Source organism: Pseudescherichia sp., assembly GCF_032052675.1.
Taxonomy (GTDB): domain Bacteria; phylum Pseudomonadota; class Gammaproteobacteria; order Enterobacterales; family Enterobacteriaceae; genus Pseudescherichia.
In genome coordinates this window covers 1-26905 of sequence record NZ_DAMBWA010000023.1, presented here as the reverse complement: position 1 = coordinate 26905, position 26905 = coordinate 1, and the positions used below count along the sequence as shown (strand labels likewise).

At 56.7% G+C, this 26905-nt stretch carries 25 protein-coding genes and 1 riboswitch; of the genes, 11 read left to right on the top strand and 14 right to left on the bottom strand.

All coding sequences use genetic code 11. The features are described 5' to 3' along the window. The first annotated feature begins 313 nt into the window (after positions 1-313). Both purH and purD read left to right on the top strand, forming a co-directional pair. Positions 314-1900: a bifunctional phosphoribosylaminoimidazolecarboxamide formyltransferase/IMP cyclohydrolase gene (purH, locus tag RTX96_RS20355; protein WP_103821860.1), complete on the top strand. Its 1587-nt coding sequence runs from the start codon at positions 314-316 to the stop codon at positions 1898-1900. A 15-nt stretch (positions 1901-1915) separates the two neighbouring features. Beyond that, the gene (gene purD, locus RTX96_RS20350; protein ID WP_312671903.1) at positions 1916-3205 is read left to right on the top strand and encodes a phosphoribosylamine--glycine ligase; all 1290 of its coding nucleotides are present in this window, start codon (positions 1916-1918) and stop codon (positions 3203-3205) included. 51 nt (positions 3206-3256) lie between these two features. On the opposite strand, the gene RTX96_RS20345 is transcribed toward purD, so the two are convergent. From RTX96_RS20345 to nudC, 6 genes are all read right to left on the bottom strand, one after another. Beyond that, positions 3257-3955: a DUF1481 domain-containing protein gene (locus tag RTX96_RS20345; protein WP_103821858.1), complete on the bottom strand. Its 699-nt coding sequence runs from the start codon at positions 3953-3955 to the stop codon at positions 3257-3259. Between the two features lie 6 nt (positions 3956-3961). After that, the gene (gene hupA, locus RTX96_RS20340) at positions 3962-4234 is read right to left on the bottom strand and encodes a nucleoid-associated protein HU-alpha (RefSeq protein ID WP_032615913.1); all 273 of its coding nucleotides are present in this window, start codon (positions 4232-4234) and stop codon (positions 3962-3964) included. Positions 4235-4420: 186 nt separating this feature from the next. Further along, positions 4421-5011, bottom strand: a complete 591-nt coding sequence (locus tag RTX96_RS20335) for a YjaG family protein (protein ID WP_268106480.1) — start codon at positions 5009-5011, stop codon at positions 4421-4423. A 42-nt stretch (positions 5012-5053) separates the two neighbouring features. Further along, positions 5054-5725, bottom strand: a complete 672-nt coding sequence (gene nfi, locus RTX96_RS20330; protein WP_103821856.1) for a deoxyribonuclease V — start codon at positions 5723-5725, stop codon at positions 5054-5056. Between the two features lie 9 nt (positions 5726-5734). Beyond that, positions 5735-6799, bottom strand: a complete 1065-nt coding sequence (gene hemE, locus RTX96_RS20325) for a uroporphyrinogen decarboxylase (RefSeq protein WP_312270054.1) — start codon at positions 6797-6799, stop codon at positions 5735-5737. 52 nt (positions 6800-6851) lie between these two features. Continuing rightward, entirely contained in the window at positions 6852-7643 is a 792-nt protein-coding gene (gene nudC, locus RTX96_RS20320) for an NAD(+) diphosphatase (protein WP_312671902.1), read from the bottom strand. 98 nt (positions 7644-7741) lie between these two features. Here nudC and rsd point away from each other — a divergent pair, with 98 nt between their 5' ends. The 9 genes from rsd (at position 7742) to RTX96_RS20275 (ending at position 14493) form a co-directional block, all read left to right on the top strand. Beyond that, positions 7742-8245: a sigma D regulator gene (gene rsd / locus RTX96_RS20315; RefSeq protein WP_103821853.1), complete on the top strand. Its 504-nt coding sequence runs from the start codon at positions 7742-7744 to the stop codon at positions 8243-8245. A 53-nt stretch (positions 8246-8298) separates the two neighbouring features. After that, a riboswitch (TPP riboswitch) is annotated at positions 8299-8408 on the top strand. Positions 8409-8494: 86 nt separating this feature from the next. Beyond that, positions 8495-10282, top strand: a complete 1788-nt coding sequence (gene thiC / locus RTX96_RS20310; protein WP_312671901.1) for a phosphomethylpyrimidine synthase ThiC — start codon at positions 8495-8497, stop codon at positions 10280-10282. Further along, complete coding sequence (thiE, locus tag RTX96_RS20305) at positions 10282-10917, top strand: thiamine phosphate synthase (protein WP_103821851.1); 636 nt, start codon at positions 10282-10284, stop codon at positions 10915-10917. The genes thiC and thiE overlap by 1 nt, the downstream gene beginning before the upstream one ends. Continuing rightward, positions 10910-11668: a HesA/MoeB/ThiF family protein gene (locus tag RTX96_RS20300; RefSeq protein ID WP_312671900.1), complete on the top strand. Its 759-nt coding sequence runs from the start codon at positions 10910-10912 to the stop codon at positions 11666-11668. The genes thiE and RTX96_RS20300 overlap by 8 nt, the downstream gene beginning before the upstream one ends. Continuing rightward, positions 11649-11849 carry a sulfur carrier protein ThiS gene (thiS, locus tag RTX96_RS20295; protein ID WP_312671899.1) on the top strand — a complete coding sequence of 67 codons (201 nt, stop codon included), beginning with the start codon at positions 11649-11651 and terminating at the stop codon, positions 11847-11849. Before RTX96_RS20300 ends, thiS begins: the two co-directional genes overlap by 20 nt. A 1-nt stretch (position 11850) precedes the next feature. Next, positions 11851-12621, top strand: coding sequence for a thiazole synthase (gene thiG / locus RTX96_RS20290; RefSeq protein ID WP_103821848.1), 771 nt, complete (start codon positions 11851-11853; stop codon positions 12619-12621). Then, entirely contained in the window at positions 12618-13748 is a 1131-nt protein-coding gene (gene thiH, locus RTX96_RS20285) for a 2-iminoacetate synthase ThiH (RefSeq protein ID WP_312671898.1), read from the top strand. The genes thiG and thiH overlap by 4 nt, the downstream gene beginning before the upstream one ends. Before the next feature lie 116 nt (positions 13749-13864). Beyond that, positions 13865-14170, top strand: a complete 306-nt coding sequence (locus RTX96_RS20280; protein WP_103821846.1) for a PTS sugar transporter subunit IIB — start codon at positions 13865-13867, stop codon at positions 14168-14170. 5 nt (positions 14171-14175) lie between these two features. Next, positions 14176-14493, top strand: coding sequence for a PTS lactose/cellobiose transporter subunit IIA (locus RTX96_RS20275; protein WP_103821845.1), 318 nt, complete (start codon positions 14176-14178; stop codon positions 14491-14493). A gap of 52 nt (positions 14494-14545) precedes the next feature. Here the strand turns inward: RTX96_RS20275 and rpoC are convergent, their stop codons facing one another. From rpoC to secE, 8 genes are all read right to left on the bottom strand, one after another. After that, a complete protein-coding gene (gene rpoC / locus RTX96_RS20270) occupies positions 14546-18769 on the bottom strand; it encodes a DNA-directed RNA polymerase subunit beta' (RefSeq protein ID WP_103821844.1) in 4224 nt (1407 codons plus the stop codon). 76 nt (positions 18770-18845) lie between these two features. Then, positions 18846-22874: a DNA-directed RNA polymerase subunit beta gene (gene rpoB / locus RTX96_RS20265; RefSeq protein WP_103821843.1), complete on the bottom strand. Its 4029-nt coding sequence runs from the start codon at positions 22872-22874 to the stop codon at positions 18846-18848. A gap of 321 nt (positions 22875-23195) precedes the next feature. Further along, positions 23196-23561, bottom strand: a complete 366-nt coding sequence (gene rplL, locus RTX96_RS20260) for a 50S ribosomal protein L7/L12 (RefSeq protein WP_003033114.1) — start codon at positions 23559-23561, stop codon at positions 23196-23198. A gap of 66 nt (positions 23562-23627) precedes the next feature. Then, the gene (rplJ, locus tag RTX96_RS20255; protein WP_002438625.1) at positions 23628-24125 is read right to left on the bottom strand and encodes a 50S ribosomal protein L10; all 498 of its coding nucleotides are present in this window, start codon (positions 24123-24125) and stop codon (positions 23628-23630) included. A 270-nt stretch (positions 24126-24395) separates the two neighbouring features. Next, positions 24396-25100: a 50S ribosomal protein L1 gene (gene rplA / locus RTX96_RS20250; protein ID WP_103821842.1), complete on the bottom strand. Its 705-nt coding sequence runs from the start codon at positions 25098-25100 to the stop codon at positions 24396-24398. Between the two features lie 3 nt (positions 25101-25103). Beyond that, positions 25104-25532 carry a 50S ribosomal protein L11 gene (rplK, locus tag RTX96_RS20245; RefSeq protein ID WP_042395618.1) on the bottom strand — a complete coding sequence of 143 codons (429 nt, stop codon included), beginning with the start codon at positions 25530-25532 and terminating at the stop codon, positions 25104-25106. A gap of 161 nt (positions 25533-25693) precedes the next feature. After that, the gene (gene nusG / locus RTX96_RS20240; RefSeq protein ID WP_007665882.1) at positions 25694-26239 is read right to left on the bottom strand and encodes a transcription termination/antitermination protein NusG; all 546 of its coding nucleotides are present in this window, start codon (positions 26237-26239) and stop codon (positions 25694-25696) included. Between the two features lies 1 nt (position 26240). Beyond that, positions 26241-26624, bottom strand: coding sequence for a preprotein translocase subunit SecE (secE, locus tag RTX96_RS20235; RefSeq protein WP_003862342.1), 384 nt, complete (start codon positions 26622-26624; stop codon positions 26241-26243). Positions 26625-26905: the final 281 nt, after the last annotated feature.

Genomic DNA, 26905 nt, shown 5'->3' with positions numbered 1-26905 from the left:
ACCGTGTGAAGTGATTCACATCCGCCGTGTCGATGGAGGCGCATTATAGGGAGTTCTCGAGCGCCCGCAATAGTTAAATTGCAGAAAAATGACTGACTGCTGCATTCCACAGCAAAACGCGGCCTTATACCTTTTTACACACAGAGTTATCCACACAGCCACGAAAAAATGAAAATTTACGAGCGATGCGCAAACGTTTTCGTTAAAATGCCCTTGCTTATTAAAGGCGGCCCCTTGTGGGGCGTTAGCTGAGTTTTTAGAGAAAAATTCAGCTAACGCTCTCTGTAATGTTCAAATCCCGGGGATTTATACCATGCAACAACGTCCAGTCCGCCGCGCTCTGCTCAGTGTTTCTGATAAGGCCGGTATCGTCGAATTCGCTCAGGCTCTCTCCCAGCGCGGCGTGGAGCTGCTCTCCACCGGCGGTACTGCCCGTCTGCTGGCAGATAAAGGCCTGCCGGTCACCGAAGTCTCCGATTACACGGGCTTCCCGGAAATGATGGATGGACGAGTAAAGACCCTGCACCCGAAAGTGCACGGCGGTATCCTTGGCCGTCGCGGCCAGGATGATGGGATTATGGCCCAGCATGGCATCGACCCTATCGATATGGTGGTGGTAAACCTCTATCCCTTTGCCGCGACCGTAGCTCGCGAAGGCTGCTCGCTGGAAGACGCCGTAGAGAATATCGATATCGGCGGCCCTACTATGGTGCGCTCCGCTGCTAAGAACCATAAAGACGTCGCGATTGTGGTAAAGAGCAGTGACTACGATGCCATTATTAAAGAGATGGATGCTCATGAAGGTTCTCTCACCCTTGAGACCCGTTTTGACCTCGCAATTAAAGCCTTCGAGCACACCGCCGCTTATGACAGCATGATTGCTAACTACTTCGGTAGCCTGGTTCCGGCGTACCACGGTGAAACTAAAGAGCCCGCAGGCCGCTTCCCGCGCACCCTGAATCTGAACTTTATTAAGAAGCAGGATATGCGCTACGGCGAAAACAGCCACCAGCAGGCTGCCTTCTATATAGAAGAAGGCGTTAAAGAGGCCTCCGTAGCAACGGCTACCCAGGTGCAGGGCAAAGCGCTCTCCTATAACAATATCGCCGACACCGACGCGGCGCTGGAGTGTGTGAAAGAGTTTAACGAGCCGGCCTGTGTGATCGTCAAGCATGCGAACCCGTGCGGCGTGGCGGTAGGCGACTCCATTCTCAGCGCGTACGATCGCGCCTATAAAACCGATCCGACCTCGGCTTTCGGCGGCATTATTGCCTTTAACCGCGAGCTGGATGCCGATACCGCTCAGGCGATCATCTCCCGCCAGTTTGTTGAGGTGATCATTGCCCCCTCCGCGACGGAAGAGGCATTAAAGATTACCGCTGCCAAACAGAACGTCCGCGTCCTGACCTGCGGTAAGTGGGCCGAGCGTGTAGCGGGCCTCGATTTCAAACGCGTTAACGGCGGCCTGCTGGTTCAGGATCGCGATCTCGGCATGGTTACCAACAAAGAGCTGCGCGTGGTGAGCAAGCGCCTGCCGACCGAAGAGGAGATGCGCGATGCCCTCTTCTGTTGGAAAGTGGCCAAGTTTGTTAAATCTAACGCCATTGTTTATGCCAAAGATAAGATGACTATCGGCATCGGCGCAGGCCAGATGAGCCGCGTCTACTCCGCGAAAATTGCCGGTATCAAAGCCGGTGATGAAGGACTGGAGGTGAAAGGTTCCGCGATGGCCTCCGACGCCTTCTTCCCGTTCCGGGACGGTATTGATGCCGCAGCAGCCGTGGGCGTGACCTGCGTGATCCAGCCGGGCGGCTCTATCCGCGATGATGAAGTCGTTGCCGCCGCCGACGAGCACGGCATTGCGATGATCTTCACCGACATGCGTCACTTCCGCCATTAATTCACGGAGCAGAGAATGAAAGTATTAGTTATTGGTAACGGCGGACGCGAACATGCTCTGGCGTGGAAAGCAGCCCAGTCCCCGCTGGTAAGCACCGTTTTTGTTGCGCCCGGCAACGCTGGTACAGCGCTGGAACCCACTCTGCAGAACGTCGCCATTAGCGCGACGGATATCCCTGCCCTGGTGAGCTTCGCCGAGAACGAGAAGATCGATCTGACTATCGTTGGTCCGGAAGCGCCGCTGGTGATTGGCGTGGTGGATGCATTCCAGGCGGCAGGGCTGAAAATCTTTGGCCCAACGCAGGGTGCCGCCCAGCTTGAAGGCTCTAAAGCCTTCACCAAAGATTTCCTGGCTCGCCACAACATTCCCACCGCGGAGTATGAGAACTTTACCGAGGTTGAGCCCGCGCTGGCTTACCTGCGTAAGAAAGGCGCGCCGATCGTCATTAAAGCCGACGGTCTGGCCGCCGGTAAAGGCGTTATTGTGGCGATGACGCTGGAAGAGGCAGAAGCTGCGGTACACGATATGCTGGCAGGCAACGCCTTTGGCAACGCCGGGCACCGTATCGTTATCGAAGAGTTCCTCGACGGTGAAGAGGCGAGCTTTATTGTGATGGTCGACGGCGAGCACGTTCTGCCGATGGCCACCAGTCAGGATCATAAGCGCGTCGGCAACGGTGATACCGGGCCGAACACCGGCGGCATGGGGGCTTACTCTCCTGCGCCGGTGGTGACCAGTGAGGTGCACCAGCGCACTATGGAACGCGTGATCTGGCCAACCGTGAAAGGCATGGCGGCGGAAGGCAATACCTACGTTGGTTTCCTCTATGCCGGGCTGATGATCGATAAGCAGGGTAATCCGAAGGTTATCGAGTTCAACTGCCGCTTTGGCGATCCGGAAACGCAACCGATTATGCTGCGCATGAAGTCTGACCTGGTGGAGCTGTGTCTGGCCGCCTGCGAAGGCAAGCTCGATGAGAAAACCTCAGAGTGGGACGATCGCGCCTCTCTCGGCGTGGTGATCGCCGCAGGTGGCTACCCGGGCAACTACCGCACCGGCGATGTGATCCACGGCCTGCCGCTGGAGAGCGTTGGCGGTAAGGTATTCCATGCCGGTACCACGCTCGCTGACGATGACCAGGTGCTTACCAGTGGCGGACGGGTGCTCTGTGCCACCGCCCTGGGTAACACCGTTGCCGAAGCGCAGAAGAACGCCTATACGTTAATGGCAGATATTCACTGGGATGGCAGCTTCAGCCGCCAGGATATTGGCTATCGCGCTATTGCGCGGGAAGAGCAGCAGTAAACTCTAAAGGGCGGCCAGGCGCTTGCGCTTATCCGCCCTGTCTCAGCCCCTTCAGAAACTCTTCGCCTGCGGTTGCCAGGTACAAAAATCTTCGTTTGCCACCAGCAGTAGCTGCGTCCCTTCCGGCGCCTCCAGCCACGCAAGGCTGACGTCCGCTGAGGAGTGCTGCTGACGACGCTGAATATGGCTCAGCGCCTGCGGTTCGAAATCGGGCTTAATGGTTTGGCCTTCACAGGTGGTTACTGAGCCATCGCGGTGCCAGCGTCCCTGACGCAGCATGACGTGGCCCTGGCGTAGGGCATCGCTGGTCTGGCGGATCTGGTTGGCACGATAGCGGTAGAGAGCGATCTGGTCACTGGAGAGCTGCTGCTTCTGACCGTTGACCTCTCGCTGCATAAAGCTGAGTTCGCCGCGCTCGTCAAAGCGGGCACGAATATGTTCCGGCGGCGTGCCGTAGACATTGAGTTCGATCAGCGCCAACCGATCGCCTTGCCAGCGGTATTCGCTGATAGAGGTATCTCCGCTGCGCCACGGACTAAACGCTGTAAGGAGATGAACGGCGTCGCCGTCGTCCTTACGCCATATGCGCACCGCGCCGTGGTCGCCCGCGTAGCCGCTGGCGGTAAAAGGCGGCAGCGAATCATTGTGGCTGCAGGCGGTCAGCAACAGCAGGCCAGCCAGCGTCAGCGTGCGACGCCAGACAGACAAAAGGGGCGTAAACGCCCCCTCATCAAAACTTTTCGCTGTCACGCGGTCTTATTTAACTGCGTCTTTCAGAGCTTTGCCAGAAACAAATGCCGGCACGTTAGCTGCGGCGATTTTGATTTCGTTACCGGTCTGCGGGTTGCGGCCAGTACGCTCAGCGCGGTGGTTCACTTTGAAGGTTCCGAAACCAACCAGTTGTACAGCATCGCCTTCTTTCAGAGACTCAGTAATAGCAGCCAGGGTGGATTCCAGGGCAGCTTTCGCCTGTACTTTAGACAGGTCAGCTTTGTCTGCAATTACATCAATCAGTTGAGTCTTGTTCATAAGTTATCCTTACAATGTGTTTATCGCTTGCTAAGCATCGAGTGCGACGAAAATGCCAGAAAAGCACTCTCCTGCATACACGCACCGATAGCCACTTTTTTTCGCCCTCCAAATGTAGACCAGACGGGGGGCCAATGGGAAGCCTTCCAGAGAGACAAAACAGGCGTTAAATCACGTTTTGTTGTCTCATTGCTGCAAAAGTATACCGATATTGCTCTCACCCGCCTCGCGTAAGTCCGCGCGTAGCCCTTTAATCAGCTCAATATCGCGTTCTTCGCAGTCAGCCAAAAGTCGGAATATTTCCCACTGAATATCCCACTCCTGCTCTACGGCCGGGTTCGCTTTCAGCTCCTCATCGGTCATTTCGCGGCCTGCATGGGTCATCTCCAGCATCGCGACCGTGGTGATCGAGGTCTTGCTCACCTCAATGGTGTGCTCAAGGGTCTCACCGCTCAGGCGCGAGTGCAGCAGCTCGCTTAAAGCAACGCAGGCGTCGATGGCCGGATAGACGCCGTAGAGATCGTAATCCTCTGCCGCCGGGATCGCCTCTTCCAGCTTCTCCAGCTGGCTGTCGAAATTCACCTTCGCGTCTTTCACCGTCAGCGTCTCCCAAATCAGGTCAACAATGCGGCGATAAAGCTGCGCGTCACCGAAGCCGGTCTGCTGGCAGAACATGGCGTAGTTCGGATACATGCGCTCGCACAGGCAGGCCATAAAGGTGACGTGCTGCCAGCTCTCCAGCCTCTCCAGGCGCAGGTGAATAGGGTTTTGTAACATGGTGAACTCTCGCTATCGGAAATTAGCCGCAGTGTACCTGAATCAGGGCTGAATTTCCTGCCATCGCACAAATGCCGGACGCCGCGACGCCACGGCATCGGCCCAGCGGGTCGGCTCCGGCAGACGGTAGCCTTGTGTACAACGCTGAACCCACGCCAGTGCGCTGTCCACGCTTACCCGATGGCCGGTGGCGACAAACAGCGGATTGCAGCGCGCCTTGCTGCGCCACACCCAGGCAAGCTGCTCGCCTTTGTCCATCAGCGGCGCGAGCGCGCCTGGCTCAGGCGAGAGCGGCTCAAACTTGCCGCACAGGCGTTTCTTCGCCACGCCGATAGTCGGCACGTCCACCAGCAGGCCAAAGTGGCTGGCGACGCCGAGACGGCGCGGATGCGAGATACCGTGTCCGTCAACGAACAGCAGATCGGGTTTTTGCGACAGCATATCCCACGCCGCCATCAGCGCGGGATATTCACGGAAGGAGAGAAAGCCGGGGATATAGGGCATGGTGGTGGCAATCCGCGCCACCTGGTACTCCACCAGCTCCAGCGACGGGTACTTCAGCAGTACCATCGCCGCTCGGGTCACTTCGCCACCCTGCTCAAAGCCGACGTCCGCGCCGCCGATAAATGCCGGGGGATCGTTGATAAAGCGATCCTCGCGGATCACCGATGAGGCAAGTTCGATTTGCTGAGCGCGTAGCGACGCGAGATCCATATATGCTCCTTAGCGGTGATATTGCTCCGAAAGACGATGCACCGCGTCTACAAATGCGCCCGCATGTTCAGGCGGCACATCCTGATGAATACCGTGGCCGAGGTTAAAGACGTGGCCTTCGCCCTGGCCGAAACCAGAAAGTATAGTCGCGACTTCCTCTTCGATGCGGGCCGGGGGTGCATAGAGCATCGATGGGTCCATATTGCCTTGCAGGGCGACCTTATGCCCTACGCGACGACGCGCATCGGCAATATCGATGGTCCAGTCGAGGCCCAGCGCGTCACAGCCGGTCTCCGCCATTGCTTCCAGCCACTGTCCACCACCTTTGGTAAACAGGGTGACCGGCACGCGGCGGCCCTCATTCTCCCGCAGCAGGCCGTCAACAATCTTATGCATGTAGTAGAGCGAGAACTGCTGGTAGTCGCGCCCGGTCAGCACCCCGCCCCAGGTGTCGAAAATCATCACCGACTGCGCACCGGCTTTAATCTGCGCGTTGAGATAGAGCGTGACGCTTTTCGCCAGCTTCTCCAGCAGCATGTGCAGGGTTTGCGGCTCGGCATACATCATCTTCTTGATCACGGTGAAGGCCTTGCTGCTGCCGCCCTCGACCATGTAGGTCGCCAGCGTCCACGGGCTACCGGAGAAGCCAATCAGCGGCACGTCACCCTTCAGCTCACGGCGGATGGTGCGCACGGCATTCATCACGTAGCCCAGCTCCTGCTCTGGATCGGGGATCGGCAGCCGCTCAACGTCGGCTTTACCGGTAATCGGCAGGCTAAAGCGCGGGCCCTCCCCGGCTTCAAAGTAGAGTCCCAGCCCCATCGCATCAGGGATAGTCAGGATATCTGAGAACAGAATGGCGGCATCAAGGGGATAGCGACGCAGCGGCTGCAGGGTGACCTCGCAGGCCAGCTCGGCGTTTTTGCACAGCGACATAAAATCGCCCGCCTGGGCGCGCGTGGCTTTGTACTCCGGCAGATAGCGCCCGGCCTGTCTCATCATCCATACCGGCGTGATATCTACGGGCTGGCGCAGCAGCGCGCGCAGGTAACGATCGTTTTTCAGTTCGGTCATTTTGCAGTTCCTCAATGCGTCAGACCGTTATTGTAACACGCCGCCCTCTGCTTCACTCATACTCTGCCCGCCCCTCATACTCTGCACGGCATAGTGCTACCGTATCCTCAATGAGCCGACGCGCTACCGTGCCCGGCGGTGGCAGCAGTGGCAGCTGGTCATAGCGATACCAGCCCGCGTCCAGCAGTTCGTTAGGGTCGATGGTGATATCGCCGCTGTCATACTCGGCCATAAAAGCGGTCATCAGGGATTGCGGGAACGGCCACGGTTGGGAGGTAACGTAGCGCAGGTTTTTCACTCGGATGGCGCTCTCCTCCATCACCTCGCGGGCAACGGTCTGCTCAAGAGTCTCACCTACCTCGACAAAACCCGCAAGCACGGTATAGATGCCGTTGCGATGGCGGGTGTGCTGGGCCAATAAAATGTGGTCGTCACGGCGGATCGCGACGATGATGCAGGGGGCAATCTGCGGGTAGTAGCGCTCGCGACAGCCGCCGCAGAGCATCGCCCATTCGGTTTTGCTCGGATGCATGGTGTGGCCGCAATAGCCGCAGAACTTATGCGAACGATAGAACTCCGCCAGCTGTACGCCGCGTCCGGCAAGCTGGAATAGACCGACGTCCTGGTCCATCAGCTGACGTACCGAGCCCATATCCTGGCGCCGGGGCTGACGAACCAGCCACACCGATTCCCCTTGCCACTCGCCGATAATTAACCCGCGCTGGCCCACAAGATCAAAATTTACTGCCTCGCCGTGTGGTAATTCTCCAGCGGGCAACCATAATTTTTGTTCATGGCTGACGATCCACCAGCCCTGATCGGTTAATTCGATGACACGTTCCATAATCTGTTGCACTACCTTAGCGACACTGGCATGTTGGTTACATCATTTTTACATATTTTGGGTGAACACTTTTTTTATCTTAAACCACGGAGTTAATCATGCTAAACCACCTGGAAAGCCTGACGGCGCGCGTAGGCGGAAGTAATAAACTAGTCGATCACTGGCTACAGGTGCGCAAGCATTTGCTGGTATCGTATTACAACCTGGTGGGCATTAAGCCGGGCAAGGAGTCCTTTACAGAGCTGGATGAGAAGGCCCTGGACGACTTTTGCCACAATCTGGTCGATTACCTTTCCGCTGGACACTTCAGTATTTATGAACAAATTATCAGCGAAATGGAAGGGACCAGCCCACTTTTAGCCGCCACGCAAATTTATCCGCAGCTGGAAGCCAATACTCAGCAGATCATGAGCTACTACGACTCAAATCTTGAGAACGCCATCGACGACGATAACTGCCTGGAGTTCCAGGAAGCGCTTTCCGGCATTGGCGAAGCGCTGGCCGCACGCTTTACGCTGGAGGATCAGCTGATCGTACTGGCGTTCGATTTCAACCTGGCAGAGAGCGCTAACGACGACAGCAACATCGCTCGCCCTGCTTGAGTTCTTAAGCATTAACGCGTAGTTTAATTTACCTGCCCCCTGCAACACGGGGGTTTTTCTTGTCGGAGTGCCGAGTGCGCAAGCACCGGCTGAGACCGTTAATTCGGGATCCGCGGAACCTGATCAGGTTAGAACCTGCGAAGGGAACAAGAGTCAATCTGCTGGCGTGTGCCTCTCCGGGCTGCACGCATCTCTTGCTTCATCCGTCGTTCTGACAAGCCACGTCCTTAACTTTTTATGGAATGAGCTATGTCTGAGTCTACAACCAAACCTACCCGCCGCGAACAGCGCGCCGCCGCCCAGCGCTTTATCAACACGCTGGAGGGCACCACCTTCCCTAACTCAACGCGTATCTATATTCAGGGCTCCCGGGACGACATCCGCGTGCCGATGCGTGAGATCCAGCTTAGCCCGACGCTTATCGGCGGCAGCAAAGCAGAGCCCCAGTTTGAAGAGAACGAGGCGATCCCGGTGTACGACACCTCTGGCCCCTACGGCGATCCAGAGGTTGCGATCGACGTAGAGAAAGGGATCGCGAAGATCCGATCCGCGTGGATCGCTGGCCGTACCGGGAAGTGGGTCACCCAGCTGCACTACGCCCGACAGGGGATCGTGACGCCGGAGATGGAGTTTATCGCCCTGCGTGAAAACATGGGCCGGGAGCGCATTCGTGGCGAGGTGCTGCGTCGTCAGCATCCGGGGGAAGGCTTTGGTGCACGCCTGCCGGAGAATATCACGCCGGAATTTGTTCGTGATGAGATCGCCGCCGGGCGCGCCATTATTCCTGCCAACATCAACCACCCCGAATCTGAGCCGATGATTATCGGTCGCAACTTCCTGGTGAAGGTCAACGCTAACATCGGCAACTCGGCGGTGACCTCTTCCATTGAAGAGGAGGTAGAGAAGCTGGTGTGGGCCACCCGCTGGGGTGCAGACACGGTGATGGACCTCTCCACCGGCCGCAATATCCATGAGACGCGGGAGTGGATCCTGCGCAACAGCCCGGTCCCGATTGGCACCGTCCCTATCTACCAGGCGCTGGAGAAGGTCAACGGCATCGCCGAGAATCTCTCCTGGGAAACCTTCCGCGAGACCCTGCTGGAGCAGGCCGAACAGGGGGTGGACTACTTCACCATCCACGCTGGGGTGCTGCTGCGCTACGTGCCGATGACCGCGAACCGCCTCACCGGCATCGTATCCCGCGGCGGCTCGATCATGGCCAAGTGGTGCCTCTCTCACCATCAGGAGAACTTCCTCTATCAGCACTTCCGCGAGATTTGCGAAATCTGCGCCGCCTACGACGTCTCCCTGTCGCTGGGTGACGGCCTGCGCCCCGGCTCGATTCAGGATGCCAACGATGAGGCGCAGTTTGCCGAGCTGCATACCCTGGGCGAGCTGACCAAAATCGCCTGGGAGTACGATGTGCAGGTGATGATTGAAGGTCCGGGCCACGTGCCGATGCAGATGATCCGTCGCAACATGACCGAAGAGCTGGAGCACTGCCATGAAGCGCCATTCTATACCCTCGGGCCGTTGACCACCGACATCGCGCCGGGCTATGACCACTTCACCTCCGGCATTGGCGCGGCGATGATCGGTTGGTTTGGCTGCGCCATGCTCTGCTATGTGACGCCTAAAGAACATCTTGGCCTGCCGAACAAGGAAGATGTGAAGCAGGGACTGATTACCTACAAGATTGCCGCCCACGCCGCCGACCTTGCTAAAGGCCACCCTGGGGCGCAGATCCGCGATAACGCCATGTCAAAAGCGCGTTTTGAGTTCCGCTGGGAGGATCAGTTTAACCTCGCCCTCGACCCCTTCACCGCCCGCGCCTACCACGATGAGACCCTGCCCCAGGAGTCGGGCAAGGTGGCCCACTTCTGCTCTATGTGCGGACCTAAGTTCTGCTCAATGAAGATCAGCCAGGAGGTGCGTGACTATGCCGCAGCCCAGGCGATTGAGGTCGGCATGAACGATATGTCGAACGACTTCCGCGCCCGCGGCGGCGAAATCTATCTCAAGAAGGAGGAGGCCTGATGTATCAGCCCGACTTCCCACCGGTGCCCTTCCGCCTGGGCCTCTATCCGGTTGTCGACAGCGTGATGTGGATTGAGCGCCTGCTGGAGGCGGGCGTGCGTACCCTCCAGCTGCGGATCAAAGATAAGCAGGACCATGAAGTTGAAGCCGACGTCGCGGCGGCCATTGCGCTGGGCAAGCGCTACGCTGCCCGGCTGTTTATTAACGACTACTGGCGGCTAGCCATTAAACATGACGCTTACGGCGTGCATCTGGGGCAGGAGGATCTGGAGACAACGGACCTTAGCGCGATCCGCACTGCGGGTCTGCGCCTGGGTGTCTCCACCCATGATGATATGGAAATTGACGTTGCGCTGGCCGCCCGCCCCTCCTACATCGCCCTCGGGCATGTCTTCCCGACCCAGACCAAGCAGATGCCCTCCGCGCCGCAGGGCCTGGCGCAGCTGGCCCGCCACGTTGCCCGGCTGCAGAATTACCCAACGGTCGCCATCGGCGGCATCAGCCTCGCGCGGGCGCCGCAGGTGCTGGCAACCGGCGTTGGCAGCATTGCCGTGGTAAGCGCCATCACCCAGGCAGCGGACTGGCGCAGCGCCACCCGGCAGCTTATCGATCTGGCGGGGGTGGGCGATGAATGACAGCGACTTTATGCGCTACAGCCGGCAGATCCTGCTGGAGGATATCGCCATCGACGGTCAGCGAAGGCTGCTCGCCAGCCGGGTGCTGATTATCGGCCTTGGCGGCTTAGGCTCCCCCGCCGCGCTCTATCTGGCGGCGGCTGGCGTCGGGACGCTGGTGCTTGCCGACGATGACGCGGTGCATCTGAGCAACCTGCAGCGGCAGATTATGTTTACCAGCAACGATATCAATCAGCCCAAAACCGACGCGGCCCGCCAGCGTTTACAGCAGCTCAATCCACACGTTGAGCTGATTACCCTGAAGACGCGTCTGGAGGGCGAGGCGCTCCGCCAGCAGGTGGCCCAGGCCGACGCGGTGCTCGACTGCACCGATAACATGGCGACGCGCCAGGCGATTAACGCCGCCTGCGTGGCGCTGAATACGCCGCTGATCACCGCCAGCGCCGTAGGGTTCGGTGGCCAGCTGATGGTGCTCACTCCCCCGTGGGCGCACGGCTGCTATCGCTGTCTATGGTCCGACGACGAAGAGCCGCAGCGCAACTGCCGCACGGCGGGCGTTATTGGACCGGTGGTGGGGATGATGGGCACGCTGCAGGCGCTGGAGGCGTTAAAGCTGCTCAGCGGCATGCAGGTGGCGGAAGGCGAGCTGCGGCTGTTCGACGGGCGCAAGCACCACTGGCGCACGCTTGGGCTCCAGCGGGCGGCAGGCTGCCCGGTTTGTGGAGGGCGAGATGCGCATCCTCTTCAATGACGAGCCCATGCAGTGTGCAGAGTCGCTAACCCTGCACGGACTGCTGGAGCAGCTTAACCAGCTCAAGCCGGGAACGGCGCTGGCGCTCAACCAGCAGGTTATACCCCGCGATCGCTGGGATCATCATCAACTGCGGGATGGCGATCGGATCCTGCTCTTTCAGGTTATCGCCGGAGGCTGACATGTTACGTATTGCAGATAAAACGTTTGAATCACACCTGTTTACCGGAACGGGCAAGTTTGCCTCATCGCAGCTGATGACCGATGCGATCCGCGCCTCGGGTAGCCAGCTGGTCACCCTGGCGATGAAGCGCGTCGACCTGCGCCAGCGTAACGATGCGATCCTCGCCCCGCTGCTGGAGGCAGGCGTTACGCTGCTGCCGAACACCTCCGGCGCGAAAACAGCCGAAGAGGCGGTATTTGCCGCCCGGCTAGCGCGCGAGGCGCTGGGCACCCACTGGCTGAAGCTGGAGATCCACCCCGATGCACGCTGGCTGCTGCCCGATCCGGTTGAGACCCTGAAAGCAGCAGAGATGCTGGTCAAAGAGGGCTTCGTGGTGCTGCCCTACTGCAGTGCCGATCCGGTGCTGTGCCGACGGCTGGAGGAGGCAGGCTGCGCCGCCGTGATGCCGCTCGGCTCACCGATTGGCTCCAACCAGGGCCTGGCCACCCGTGCCATGCTGGAGATTATCATCGCCCAGGCGAGCGTGCCGGTGGTAGTCGACGCCGGGATCGGCACTCCCAGCCATGCGGCTGAGGCGCTGGAGATGGGGGCCAGCGCGGTGCTGGTGAATACCGCGATTGCCGTTGCCAGGGATCCGGTGGCGATGGCCCGCGCGTTTAAGCTGGCCGTTGAAGCCGGAATGCTGGCACGTCAGGCGGGGCCGGGCGCGGTGAACAGCCTTGCCAGCGCCACCAGCCCGCTGACTGGCTTTCTGGAGGCCAGCCTATGAAGACCTTTAGTGACTACTGGCGACAGCTGGACTGGGAGGATATCCGGCTGCGCATCCACAGCAAGACTCGCGCCGATGTTGAACGGGCGCTGGCGGCCACCCACCTGACTCGTAATGACATGATGGCCCTGCTCTCCCCTGCCGCCAGCGACTATCTGGAGCCGCTGGCCCAGCGCTCACAGCGTCTCACCCGTCAGCGCTTTGGCAACGCCGTCGGCCTCTACGTCCCGCTCTATCTCTCTAACCTGTGCGCCAACGACTGCACCTACTGCGGCTTCTCCATGAGCAACCGCATCAAACGCAAGACGCTGGACGAAGCGGAGATCCTGCGCGAGTGCGCGGCGATCCGCGAGATGGGTTTTGAGCATCTGCTGCTGGTGACCGGCGAGCATCAGACGAAGGTGGGAATGGACTACTTTCGCCGCCACTTCCCGACCATTCGCCGCCAGTTCGCCTCGCTGCAGATGGAGGTGCAGCCGCTGTCGCAGGCGGAGTATGCCGAGCTTAAAACGCTGGGGCTGGACGGAGTGATGGTCTACCAGGAGACCTATCATGAGGCGACCTACGCCCGTCATCACCTGAAGGGCAATAAGCAGGATTTCTTCTGGCGGCTGGAGACGCCGGACCGGCTTGGCCGGGCGGGTATCGACAGGATTGGCCTTGGCGCGCTGGTGGGCCTCTCCGACAGCTGGCGGGTGGATTGCTACATGGTGGCGGAGCATCTGCTCTGGCTCCAGCAGCACTACTGGCAGAGCCGCTACTCTATCTCCTTTCCGCGCCTGCGTCCGTGCGCTGGGGGAATTGAACCCGCCTCGCTAATGGATGAGCGTCAGCTGGTGCAGACCATCTGCGCCTTCCGCCTGCTGGCACCCGACGTGGAACTTTCCCTCTCTACGCGGGAGTCGCCGTGGTTCCGCGATCGCGTTGTTCCGCTGGGCATCACCAGCGTCAGCGCCTTCTCGAAAACCCAGCCCGGCGGCTACGCCGACAATCACCCTGAGCTGGAGCAGTTTGCACCGCACGATGGCCGCCGCCCGGAGGAGGTTGCCAGCGCCCTGCTGCGCAACGGCCTGCAACCGGTGTGGAAAGACTGGGACAGCTACCTGGGACGAACGGATTTAAGGTGAGCGGATTTCGTTCGTAAGAATTGTTTGTGATACTCCACACACAATCAGGGTAAGGCGGTTGTTGAACCAGACGGTGGGATTAATGTTTATTTATCCCATCGTTGTCGAGGCTGGCTATGAAAAACATCGTCTTATGCTGTGCAGCGGGTATGTCCACCAGCATGTTGGTTCAACGCATGAAAGATGCGGCGCAGAAAAAAGGTGTCGAGGTCTCTATTAAGGCGGTTCCGGTTTCCGAGTTTAAGGAGAACCTCACCGAGGCGGATATCATCCTGCTTGGTCCGCAGGTGAAGTATGAGCAGGCGAAACTGCAGGCGCAGGCGGAGCCGCTAGGCAAGAAGGTCGCGGTGATCGATATGATGGACTACGGCATGATGAAGGGTGATGTCGTGCTCGATAAAGCCCTGAAGCTGCTGGAGTGAATCGTATGGAGGATCTCGAAACCACCATTATGGAGCTGCTGGTTAACGCCGGGGCGGCACGCAGCCAGGCGCTTACCGCATTGCAGCTGGCGCGCAAAGGCGACTTTGCGGGCGCAGAGCAGGCAATGGACGAGTCGCGCGAGTTCGTGAAGCACGCGCATAAAATCCAGACCGAGCTGATAGGTCTCGACGAAGGCGTCGGCAAGCTGCCGGTGAATCTGATCACCGTTCACTCCCAGGATCATCTGATGAATGCGATGGTGATCCAGGATCTGGCCGGGGATATGATCGAGCTATACCGACGGCTGCCGTTGACCCAGTAAATAGACATAAAAAAACCCGCCGAAGCGGGTTTTTTATTAGCGGAAAGCAGCGTTAGTCGTTGTCGGAACCGCCCAGGCCTGCGTTCAGCAGCTCTGCCAGGCTGGCAGAAGCGTCTTCAGCAGTAACCTGCGGTGCTGCCGGCAGTTCGCCAGCGGCGCGACGGCGCATACGATCCTGGTGGTACGCATAACCGGTACCAGCCGGGATCAGACGACCCACGATAACGTTCTCTTTCAGACCGCGCAGTTCGTCGCGTTTGCCCGCAACGGCTGCTTCGGTAAGCACACGCGTGGTCTCCTGGAACGATGCCGCGGAGATGAAGGACTCGGTTGCCAGAGACGCTTTGGTAATACCCAGCAGGTCGCGAGCATAGCTTGCCGCGATTTTGCCGTTCGCTTCCAGATCGCGGTTGGCGATCTTAACGCGAGAGTATTCAACCTGCTCGCCTTCCAGGAAGTCGGAGCTTCCCGCGTTAGCGATGGTTGCTTTACGCAGCATCTGACGCACGATAACTTCGATGTGCTTATCGTTGATCTTAACGCCCTGCAGACGGTAAACGTCCTGCACTTCGTTCACGATGTAACGGGTTACCGCATGAACGCCACGCAGACGCAGGATGTCGTGCGGTGCTTCCGGACCGTCGGAAACCACGTCACCACGCTCTACACGCTCGCCTTCAAACACGTTGAGCTGACGCCATTTCGGGATCATCTCTTCGTACGGATCGCTACCATCAACCGGGGTGATCACCAGACGGCGTTTACCTTTGGTCTCTTTACCGAAGGAGATAATACCGCTGATCTCAGCCAGGATTGCCGGCTCTTTCGGACGACGTGCTTCGAACAGGTCCGCAACGCGCGGCAGACCACCGGTGATATCCTTGGTACCGCTGGATTCCTGAGGAATACGCGCCAGGGCATCACCCGCACCGATCTGAATGCCATCTTCCAGCTGAACAATCGCTTTACCCGGCAGGAAGTACTGAGCCGGCATGTCGGTGCCCGGGATCAGAACGTCGTTACCGTTGGCATCAACGATTTTCAGGGCCGGACGCAGATCTTTACCACCCGCGGTACGTTCTGCAGAGTCCAGAACCACCAGCGAGGAGAGACCGGTCAGCTCGTCGGTCTGACGAGTAATCGTCTGGCCGTCGATCATATCGGTGAAGCGGATGAAACCAGCCACTTCGGTGATTACCGGCATGGTGTGCGGATCCCAGTTTGCTACGGTTTCACCGCCGGCAACCTGCTCGCCATCACCCTTGGCCATAACAGCACCGTAAGGCACTTTATAGCTCTCTTTGGTACGACCGAATTCGTCGATCAGCTTCAGCTCGGTGTTACGGGAGGTCACTACCAGTTTACCGGCAGAGTTCACAACCGACTTCGCGTTGCTGAGCTTGATGCTACCTTTGTTTTTCACCTGGATGCTGGATTCAGCAGCCGCACGCGATGCCGCACCACCGATGTGGAACGTACGCATGGTCAGCTGTGTACCCGGCTCACCGATGGACTGTGCTGCGATAACGCCGATAGCCTCACCTTTGTTGATGATGTGGCCACGCGCCAGGTCACGACCGTAGCAGTGGGCACACACACCAAAGTCGGTGTCACAGGATACAACGGAACGCACTTTCACAGAGTCAACGGAGTTCTCTTCCAGCAGGTCACACATCTGCTCATGCAGCAGCGTGTTGCGTGGAACCAGAATGTCCGCCGTACCCGGCTTCAGGATATCTTCCGCAGTCACACGACCCAGAACGCGATCGCGCAGCGGCTCTTTAACGTCACCACCCTCGATAACCGGGGTCATGGTGATGCCTTCCAGCGTGCCACAGTCATCTTCGGTAACAACCAGATCCTGCGCGACGTCAACCAGACGACGGGTCAGATAACCGGAGTTTGCCGTTTTCAGTGCGGTATCCGCCAGACCTTTACGCGCACCGTGCGTGGAGATGAAGTACTGGAGTACGTTCAGACCTTCACGGAAGTTCGCGGTGATCGGCGTTTCGATGATGGAGCCATCCGGCTTCGCCATCAGACCACGCATACCCGCCAGCTGACGAATCTGTGCCGCAGAACCACGCGCACCGGAGTCGGCCATCATGTAGATGCTGTTGAAGGAGACCTGTTGCTCTTCCTGACCGTCACGGTTAATCACGGTTTCGGTTTGCAGGTTATCCATCATCGCTTTGGATACACGATCGTTCGCCGCAGCCCAGATATCGATAACTTTGTTGTAGCGTTCGCCAGCGGTTACCAGACCAGACTGGAACTGCTCCTGGATCTCAGCAACTTCAGCTTCCGCTTCGCTGATGATCTCGTATTTCTTCTCCGGGATGACCATGTCATCGATACCAACGGATGCACCTGAACGCGCTGCATAAGCAAAGCCGGTGTACATCGTCTGGTCCGCGAAGATAACGGTCGGTTTCAGGCCCAGAATGCGGTAACAGGTGTTCAGCATTTTGGAGATCGCTTTCTTACCCAGCGCCTGGTTGACGATGGAGAAAGGCAGACCTTTCGGTACGATCATCCACAGAATGGCACGGCCAACGGTCGTGTCTTTCAGGCTGGTTTTCGCAACGAACTCGCCGTTTTCATCTTTTTCGTATTCGGTGATACGCACTTTAACGCGCGCATGCAGAGAGGCCAGGCCAGCGCGATAGATACGCTCGGCTTCTTTCGGGCCAGTCAGCACCATGCCTTCGCCTTTGGCGTTAACACAGTCACGGGTCATGTAGTACAGACCCAGTACAACGTCCTGAGACGGAACGATGATAGGTTCACCGTTCGCCGGAGACAGAATGTTGTTGGTAGACATCATCAGCGCACGCGCTTCCAGCTGGGCTTCCAGCGTCAGCGGTACGTGAACTGCCATCTGGTCACCATCGAAGTCGGCGTTGTATGCCGCACAAACCAGCGGGTGCAGCTGGATCGCTTTACCTTCGATCAGAACCGGTTCAAATGCCTGGATACCCAAACGGTGCAGGGTTGGTGCACGGTTCAGCAGTACCGGGTGTTCGCGGATCACTTCGTCCAGGATATCCCAAACGACAGCTTCTTCACGCTCAACCATCTTCTTAGCGGCTTTGATGGTGGTGGCCAGGCCACGCAGCTCCAGCTTGCCGTAGATGAACGGTTTGAACAGCTCCAGCGCCATTTTCTTCGGCAGGCCGCACTGATGCAGACGCAGGTATGGACCTACGGTGATTACAGAACGACCGGAGTAGTCAACGCGCTTACCGAGCAGGTTCTGACGGAAACGACCCTGCTTACCTTTGATCATATCGGCCAAAGATTTCAGCGGACGCTTGTTAGAGCCGGTGATGGCACGACCACGACGGCCGTTATCCAGCAGGGCATCTACCGCTTCCTGCAGCATACGTTTTTCGTTACGTACGATGATGTCAGGCGCAGCCAGGTCCAGCAGACGTTTCAGACGGTTGTTACGGTTGATCACGCGACGATACAGATCGTTCAGATCCGACGTTGCGAAACGACCGCCGTCCAGCGGTACCAGCGGACGCAGATCTGGCGGCAGAACCGGCAGAACGGTCAGGATCATCCACTCCGGCTTGTTGCCAGACTGGACGAACGCTTCCAGCAGCTTGATACGCTTGGTCAGCTTTTTACGTTTGGTTTCGGAGTTAGTTTCGTTCAGCTCTTCACGCAGCTGCTCGCACTCTTGCTCCAGATCCATGCTCTTCAGCAGGGCCTGGATAGCTTCCGCACCCATCTTCGCGTCGAACTCGTCACCGAACTCTTCCAGCGCGTCCAGATACTGCTCTTCAGTCAGGATCTGATGACGTTCCAGGTTGGTCATGCCGCCTTCGATAACCACGTAGGATTCGAAGTACAGCACGCGCTCGATATCACGCAGGGGCATATCCAGCAGCAGACCGATACGGGACGGCAGCGATTTCAGGAACCAAATGTGGGCAGTCGGAGACGCCAGCTCGATGTGGCCCATGCGCTCACGACGCACTTTAGTCTGGGTCACTTCAACGCCGCACTTCTCACAGATCACACCACGGTGTTTCAGGCGCTTGTACTTACCGCACAGGCACTCGTAATCTTTTACTGGCCCGAAAATACGCGCACAGAAAAGGCCGTCACGCTCAGGTTTGAACGTACGGTAGTTGATGGTTTCCGGCTTTTTAACTTCACCGAAAGACCATGAACGGATCATGTCTGGCGAAGCCAGAGCAATTTTGATCGCATCAAACTCTTCGGTTTTAGTCTGCGCTTTCAGAAACTTTAATAAATCTTTCACGGATTTGCTCCCGTCGGAGTTAGCACAATCTGGTGCCGGGTATTACCCCAGCACCAGTGACCTGTTTGAGCGAGAGTTACTCGTCTTCCAGTTCGATGTTGATACCCAGCGAACGAATCTCTTTCAACAGTACGTTGAAGGACTCAGGCATGCCCGGTTCCATCTGATGGTTGCCGTCCACGATGTTTTTATACATCTTGGTACGACCGTTCACGTCATCAGACTTAACGGTGAGCATCTCCTGCAGGGTGTATGCCGCGCCGTATGCTTCCAGCGCCCACACTTCCATCTCCCCGAAGCGCTGACCACCGAACTGCGCCTTACCACCCAGCGGCTGCTGAGTAACCAGGCTGTAAGAACCGGTAGAACGCGCATGCATCTTGTCATCAACCAGGTGGTTCAGTTTCAGCATGTACATATAGCCAACGGTAACCTGGCGCTCGAACTGCTCGCCGGTACGACCGTCGAACAGCGTGATCTGACCGGACGTCGGCAGGCCACCCAGCTGTAACAGCTCCTTGATTTCAGACTCTTTCGCACCGTCGAAGACCGGCGTGGCGATTGGCATACCTTTGCGCAGGTTTTCAGCCAGACGCAGAACCTCTTCATCGCTGAAGGTATTCAGGTCAACTTTCTGGCGAACGTCAGTGCCCAGATCGTACGCACGCTGGATGAACTCGCGCAGTTTCGCGACCTCTTCCTGCTGCTTCAGCATGGCGTTGATCTTCTCGCCGATGCCTTTTGCAGCCATACCCAGGTGGGTTTCAAGGATCTGACCAATGTTCATACGAGACGGTACGCCCAGCGGGTTCAGTACGATGTCGACCGGCGTGCCGTTCTCATCGTAAGGCATATCTTCGATCGGGTTGATCTTGGAGATAACACCCTTGTTACCGTGACGACCCGCCATTTTATCACCCGGCTGGATCTGACGTTTAACGGCCAGATACACCTTAACAATCTTCAGCACGCCCGGTGCCAGATCGTCGCCCTGAGTGATTTTGCGGCGTTTCGCTTCGAGTTTCTTCTCGAACTCGTGTTTCAGTTCGTCATACTGCTCAGCCAGCTGTTCCAGCTGATTCTGTTTCTCTTCGTCGGTCAGGCCCAGCTCCAACCAGCGGTCGCGCGGCAGTTTGTCGAGCTTCTCAGCTTCAACGCCACCGGACACCAGCACGGCATGGATACGGCTGAACAGGCCAGCTTCGAGGATCTGCAGTTCTTCAGACAGGTCTTTCTTCGCCTGCTTCAGCTGCATCTCTTCGATTTCCAGCGCACGTTTGTCTTTCTCTACGCCATCGCGAGTAAAGACCTGAACGTCGATAACCGTACCGGAAACACCGTTTGGTACGCGCAGAGAAGAGTCCTTAACGTCAGACGCTTTCTCACCGAAGATCGCACGCAGCAGCTTCTCTTCTGGCGTCAGCTGGGTTTCACCTTTCGGCGTTACCTTACCAACCAGAATGTCACCACCGGTCACTTCCGCACCGATGTAAACGATACCGGATTCATCCAGTTTAGAGAGCGCAGCTTCACCCACGTTCGGGATATCAGCGGTGATCTCTTCCGGCCCCAGCTTGGTGTCACGGGACACACACGCCAGTTCCTGAATGTGGATCGTGGTGAAACGATCTTCCTGAACCACACGCTCGGAAACGAGGATGGAGTCTTCGAAGTTGTAACCGTTCCACGGCATGAACGCGACGCGCATGTTCTGACCCAGCGCCAGCTCACCGAGGTCGGTGGACGGGCCGTCTGCCAGCACGTCGCCACGTTCGATCGGCTCACCCAGAGAGACACACGGCATCTGGTTGATACAGGTGTTCTGGTTAGAACGGGTGTACTTGGTCAGGTTATAGATGTCGATACCCGCTTCGCCCGGGTACATCTCGTCTTCGTTAACTTTGATAACGATACGGGAGGCATCCACGTACTGAACGGTACCGCCACGTTTAGCCACCGCAGTTACACCGGAGTCAACGGCAACAGCACGTTCCATACCGGTACCTACCAGCGGCTTATCAGCGCGCAGGGTCGGAACCGCCTGACGTTGCATGTTCGCACCCATCAATGCACGGTTGGCGTCATCGTGTTCCAGGAACGGGATCAGGGACGCACCGACGGAAACCACCTGCTGGGTGGAAACGTCCATGTAGTCAACCTGGTCGTTGCTGAACAAGCTGGATTCGCCTTTGCTACGGCAGGTAACGAGGTCATCAACAAAGCGACCATCGTCGTCCAGGTTGGTGTTCGCCTGGGCGATAACGTAGTTACCCTCTTCGATAGCAGAGAGGTAGTGAATCTCGTCGGTCACAACGCCGTCGGTAACTTTACGGTACGGCGTCTCAAGGAAGCCATATTCGTTAGTCTGTGCGTACACGGACAGGGAGTTGATCAGACCGATGTTCGGACCTTCAGGCGTTTCGATAGGACATACGCGACCGTAGTGGGTCGGGTGTACGTCTCGAACTTCAAAGCCTGCGCGCTCACGGGTCAGACCGCCCGGGCCAAGTGCAGAGATACGACGCTTGTGCGTGATCTCAGACAGCGGGTTGTTCTGGTCCATAAACTGAGACAGCTGGCTGGAGCCAAAGAACTCTTTCACTGCCGCAGAGATCGGCTTAGCGTTGATCATATCCTGAGGCATCAGGGTGTCGAGATCGCCCAGAGAGAGACGCTCTTTCACCGCACGCTCAACGCGTACCAGGCCAACGCGGAACTGGTTTTCCGCCATTTCGCCTACGGAACGGATACGACGGTTGCCGAGGTGGTCGATATCATCCACTTCGCCTTTACCGTTACGGATATCGATGAGCTTCTTCATCACTTCAATGATGTCGTCTTTGCTCAGGATACCGGAACCTTCGATCTCGTCACGCAGCAGAGAACGGTTGAACTTCATACGGCCAACCGCAGAGAGATCGTAGCGGTCTTCGGAGAAGAACAGGTTCTCAAACAGGCTTTCCGCTGCTTCACGGGTCGGCGGTTCACCAGGGCGCATCATGCGGTAGATCTCTACCAGCGCGCTCAGGCGATCGGTGGTCGGGTCGACACGTACGGTTTCGGACATGTACGGACCGTGGTCCAGATCGTTGGTGAACAGCGTTTCGATACGTTTGTGGCCGGACTGGCTCAGTTTAGCCAGCAGGTCCAGAGACAGCTCCATGTTCGCCGGGCAGATCAGCTCGCCGGTGGAGGTATCAACGTAATCTTTTGCAGCCACTTTGCCCGCAATGTACTCAACCGGAACTTCGATGTGTTTGATCTCATCTTTTTCCAGCTGGCGAATGTGGCGCGCGGTAATGCGGCGGCCTTTTTCGACATACACTTTGCCGTCGGCTTCGATATCAAACGAGGCGGTTTCGCCACGCAGACGCTCCGGGACCAGCTCCATCTGCAGCTTGTTATCACGGATTTCGAAAGTAACTTTTTCAAAGAACAGGTCAAGGATCTGTTCAGTGGTGTAGTTCAGCGCGCGCAGAATGATGGTCGCAGGCAGTTTACGGCGACGGTCGATACGCACGAACAGGTTGTCTTTCGGGTCAAACTCGAAGTCCAGCCAGGAGCCGCGGTAAGGAATGATGCGCGCGTTATACAGCACTTTACCTGAAGAGTGCGTTTTACCTTTGTCGCTGTCAAAGAAGACACCAGGACTACGGTGAAGCTGAGACACGATGACGCGCTCAGTACCGTTAATAACAAAGGTACCGTTATCGGTCATGAGCGGAATTTCGCCCATGTAAACTTCTTGCTCTTTGATGTCTTTAACGGTGCCTTCCGGCGCTTCGCGCTCGTAGATCACCAGGCGCAGTTTTACACGCAGCGGTGCCGAGTAGGTCACGCCGCGGATCTGGCACTCTTTCACATCAAAGACAGGCTCGCCCAGACGGTAGCTGACGTACTGCAGCTCGGAGTTACCGCTGTAGCTTGTGATCGGGAATACGGAACGAAACGCCGCTTCCAGACCATACTGTCCTTCAGGATCTTGCTCGATAAACTTCTGGAACGAGTCAAGCTGGATAGAAAGGAGATAAGGAATGTCCAGCACTTGCGGACGTTTTCCAAAATCCTTACGAATACGTTTTTTCTCGGTATAGGAGTAAACCATTAGGGTTCCTCAGCTCGCTGACAAGTCGACCCATCTGCCCGACGACGGGGGCAGTTTGTGCAACACTATTTTGTTGACCGGAAAGTGGAGCACTTCCCGCAATGCCTGTTGCTATCACGCTTAAACCATTTCATCGCGATTTACACAGCGCGGGCGCGCTGTCGCAATATATTAAGTCGTCGATAGAAACAAGCATTGTGAAGGAAATCAGTAGCCAAACAGTGTGAAACGCTACTAACACCCTACAGCGCAAAAAGGCTGGTGACTAAAAAGTCACCAGCCATCAGCCTAATTTCTCAGGCTGCAACCGGAAGGGTTGGCTTATTTAACTTCAACTTCAGCGCCAGCTTCTTCCAGAGATTTTTTCAGAGCTTCGGCGTCATCTTTGCTGATGCCTTCTTTCAGAGCGGCAGGAGCAGATTCTACCAGGTCTTTAGCTTCTTTCAGACCCAGGCCAGTTGCGCCACGTACTGCTTTGATAACAGCAACTTTGTTAGCGCCAGCGGCTTTCAGAATTACGTCGAATTCAGTTTTCTCTTCAGCAGCTTCAGCCGGGCCTGCAGCAACAGCTACAGCAGCAGCAGCGGAAACACCGAATTTTTCTTCCATTGCAGAGATCAGCTCTACAACGTCCATTACGGACATAGCGGATACTGCTTCAATGATTTGATCTTTAGTGATAGACATTTAAATTGTTCCTGAATATCAGAATAAGTTTATACGTAAGCGAATGCTTGATAAAGATAACTGCGATTAAGCAGCTTCTTTCGCATCGCGTACAGCAGCCAGAGTGCGAACCAGTTTGCCTGCAGAGGCTTCTTTCATGGTTGCCATCAGGCGTGCAATTGCTTCTTCGTAGGTCGGCAGGGTTGCCAGGCGATCGATCTGCGATGCCGGGATCAACTCACCTTCAAAGGCTGCGGCTTTGACCTCAAATTTTGCATTCGCTTTCGCGAACTCTTTGAACAGACGAGCAGCAGCGCCCGGGTGTTCCATAGAGTATGCAATCAGGGTCGGACCAACGAACGCGTCTTTCAGGCACTCGAACTGAGTACCTTCAACAACACGGCGCAGCAGGGTGTTACGAACAACACGCATGTATACGCCGGCTTCGCGACCTGCTTTACGCAGTTCGGTCATTTTATCTACGGTAACGCCACGGGAATCCGCAACAACCGCAGACAGCGCGCCTTTGGCTACTTCGCTGACTTCAGCAACAATCGCTTGTTTGTCTTGAAGATTTAAAGCCATTAGCTTTGCTCCTGGATGTTTGCCAGAGCTCATGCTCTGGAACTCACTTCACTCCCCTCAAAGAGGGGAGCGTCTAAATACGGTGAGCAGAAACAAGCCAAAGATACTTAAAAAATGTCTTCAGGTTCTGTCACCGTCTACGCAGGGAATTAAGTCTCTTACGAGACACCTGCGGTCTTGGACGGAGGCCTGGATTAGGCCAGGCTCCAACCGAAAATCTTTCGTGGGCGAAGATTGTAGACAAATCCACCGCCCACGTAAAGGCGAATATTAGTTCGCCGCTGCGCTCAGACCAGCCTGGTCAACCGCAACACCTGCACCCATAGTGGTGGAGATGCTAACTTTCTTGATGTACACGCCTTTCGCCTGAGTCGGTTTAGCTTTTTTCAGCGCAACCAGCAGGGCTTCCAGGTTTTCTTTCAGTTTGTCAGCGTCAAAGTCCACTTTACCGATGGTGGTGTGGATGATGCCGTTTTTGTCGTTACGGTAACGAACCTGACCTGCTTTAGCGTTTTTAACCGCTTCAGCAACGTTAGGGGTTACAGTACCGACTTTCGGGTTCGGCATCAGGCCGCGCGGGCCCAGAACCTGGCCCAGCTGGCCAACAACGCGCATTGCATCCGGGGAAGCAATAACAACGTCAAAGTTCATTTCGCCTTTTTTGATCTGGTCAGCCAGATCTTCCATACCTACCAGCTCTGCGCCAGCAGCTTTAGCTGCTTCAGCGTTCGGGCCCTGGGTAAATACGGCTACGCGTACGGAACGACCGGTACCGTTAGGCAGTACGGTTGCACCACGAACGTTCTGGTCAGATTTACGAGCGTCGATGCCGAGGTTAACAGCAACGTCAACGCTTTCGTTGAATTTAGCGGTGGCCAGCTCTTTCAGCAGAGCAATGGCTTCGTTGATGTCGTACTGTTTGGTCGCATCAACTTTCTCACGGATCACACGCATGCGCTTGGTCAGTTTAGCCATTTCTTAACCCTCCACTACCAGGCCCATGGAACGTGCAGTACCTTCGATGGAGCGAGTCATCGCTTCAACGTCAGCACCAGTCATGTCCGCAGCTTTAGTCTGTGCAATTTCTTGCAGCTGAGCGCGAGTAATAGTACCCACTTTGTCTTTGTTCGGCTTGCCGGAACCAGACTTGATACCCGCCGCTTTCTTCAGCAGAACGGCTGCCGGAGGCGTTTTGGTAACGAAAGTGAAGGAACGGTCAGCGTAAACGGTAATAACAACCGGAATCGGCAGACCTTTCTCGATGGAATCCGTTTTGGCGTTAAACGCTTTACAGAATTCCATGATGTTAACACCCTGCTGACCCAGAGCCGGACCAACCGGTGGGCTCGGGTTTGCCATGCCAGCTGCAACCTGCAGCTTGACGTAGGCCTGGACTTTCTTAGCCATGTTTAAATCCTCAGTTTGGGTAATAGCGCTTCAACGAAGCTCCCCGTGATAAATAGTGTTTTACGGGTACATGACCCATAAAAACAAAAGGCGCGAAATTGTAGTCCAATCTCGCGCCTTGTGCAACGGATAAATCGTCGCTTTTTTGATCGCCTGGGTTATTAGGCTTTTTCGACCTGGCCGAAGTCCAGCTCCACCGGGGTCGCACGACCGAAGATAGAGACGGAAACCTTCAGGCGGGACTTCTCGTAGTCCACCTCTTCCACCACGCCGTTAAAGTCAGCAAACGGACCGTCGTTAACGCGGACCATTTCACCCGGCTCAAACAGGGTTTTCGGACGCGGCTTATCGCCAACCTGCTGCAGGCGGTTCATGATAGCGTCAACTTCTTTATCGCTGATCGGCGCCGGACGGTCAGAGGTACCGCCGATAAAGCCCATCACGCGCGGCACGCTGCGAACCAAGTGCCAGCTGGCGTCGTTCATGACCATCTGGACCAGAACGTAACCCGGGAAGAACTTGCGCTCGCTTTTGCGACGCTGGCCGCCACGGATCTCGACCACTTCTTCGGTCGGCACCATGACTTCGCCAAACAGCTCTTCCATATTGTGTAATTTGATATGCTCACGCAGCGACGTTGCTACGCGGCCTTCAAAACCGGAAAACGCCTGAACGACGTACCAGCGCTTTTTAGGGGCTTCAGACATCTCAGAACCTCAGGCCAGTGATAAAGGATACCAGGCGAACCAGAATACCATCCAGTCCCCACAGGATAAGTGACATAACAGCGGTCACTGCGGCCACAATCAGTGTGGTGTGCAACGTTTCCTGGCGAGTTGGCCAAATCACTTTACGGACTTCGGTTCTCGCTTCACGGGCAAAAGCAACGGTCGCTTTACCCTTTGTCGTCAACAGCGCGACACCACCCGCTGCAGCAATAAGAATTACTACTGCCAGCGCGCGTAACGGCAGCATCATGTCACGATAGAGGTAGTTGCCAACGATAGCTACGATCAGCAATACAGCAACGACAACCCACTTCATCGCTTCCAGGCCGCGCCCGCTCCCTTGAGCTTCGGTATTCGCACTCATAAACCAACCTGTCACAAGAATTCAGAAAAACATTTTGCCCCGCGGACGCGAGGCAAACCTAACCGAAATGTTCCGGCTCTTACGCCATCTACAGAGCCTGTCTCAGCAATGATTATGACAAAAAAAATCACTGATGAGCCAGGTTCTGGTTCGAAAGCGTGCAAAAAGGGCATCAAATGATGCCCTTTTCATGCGCATTGCGTCAAATGTTATCAGCGATTAGCCGAGAACTTTAGCAACAACGCCCGCGCCAACGGTACGGCCGCCTTCACGGATTGCGA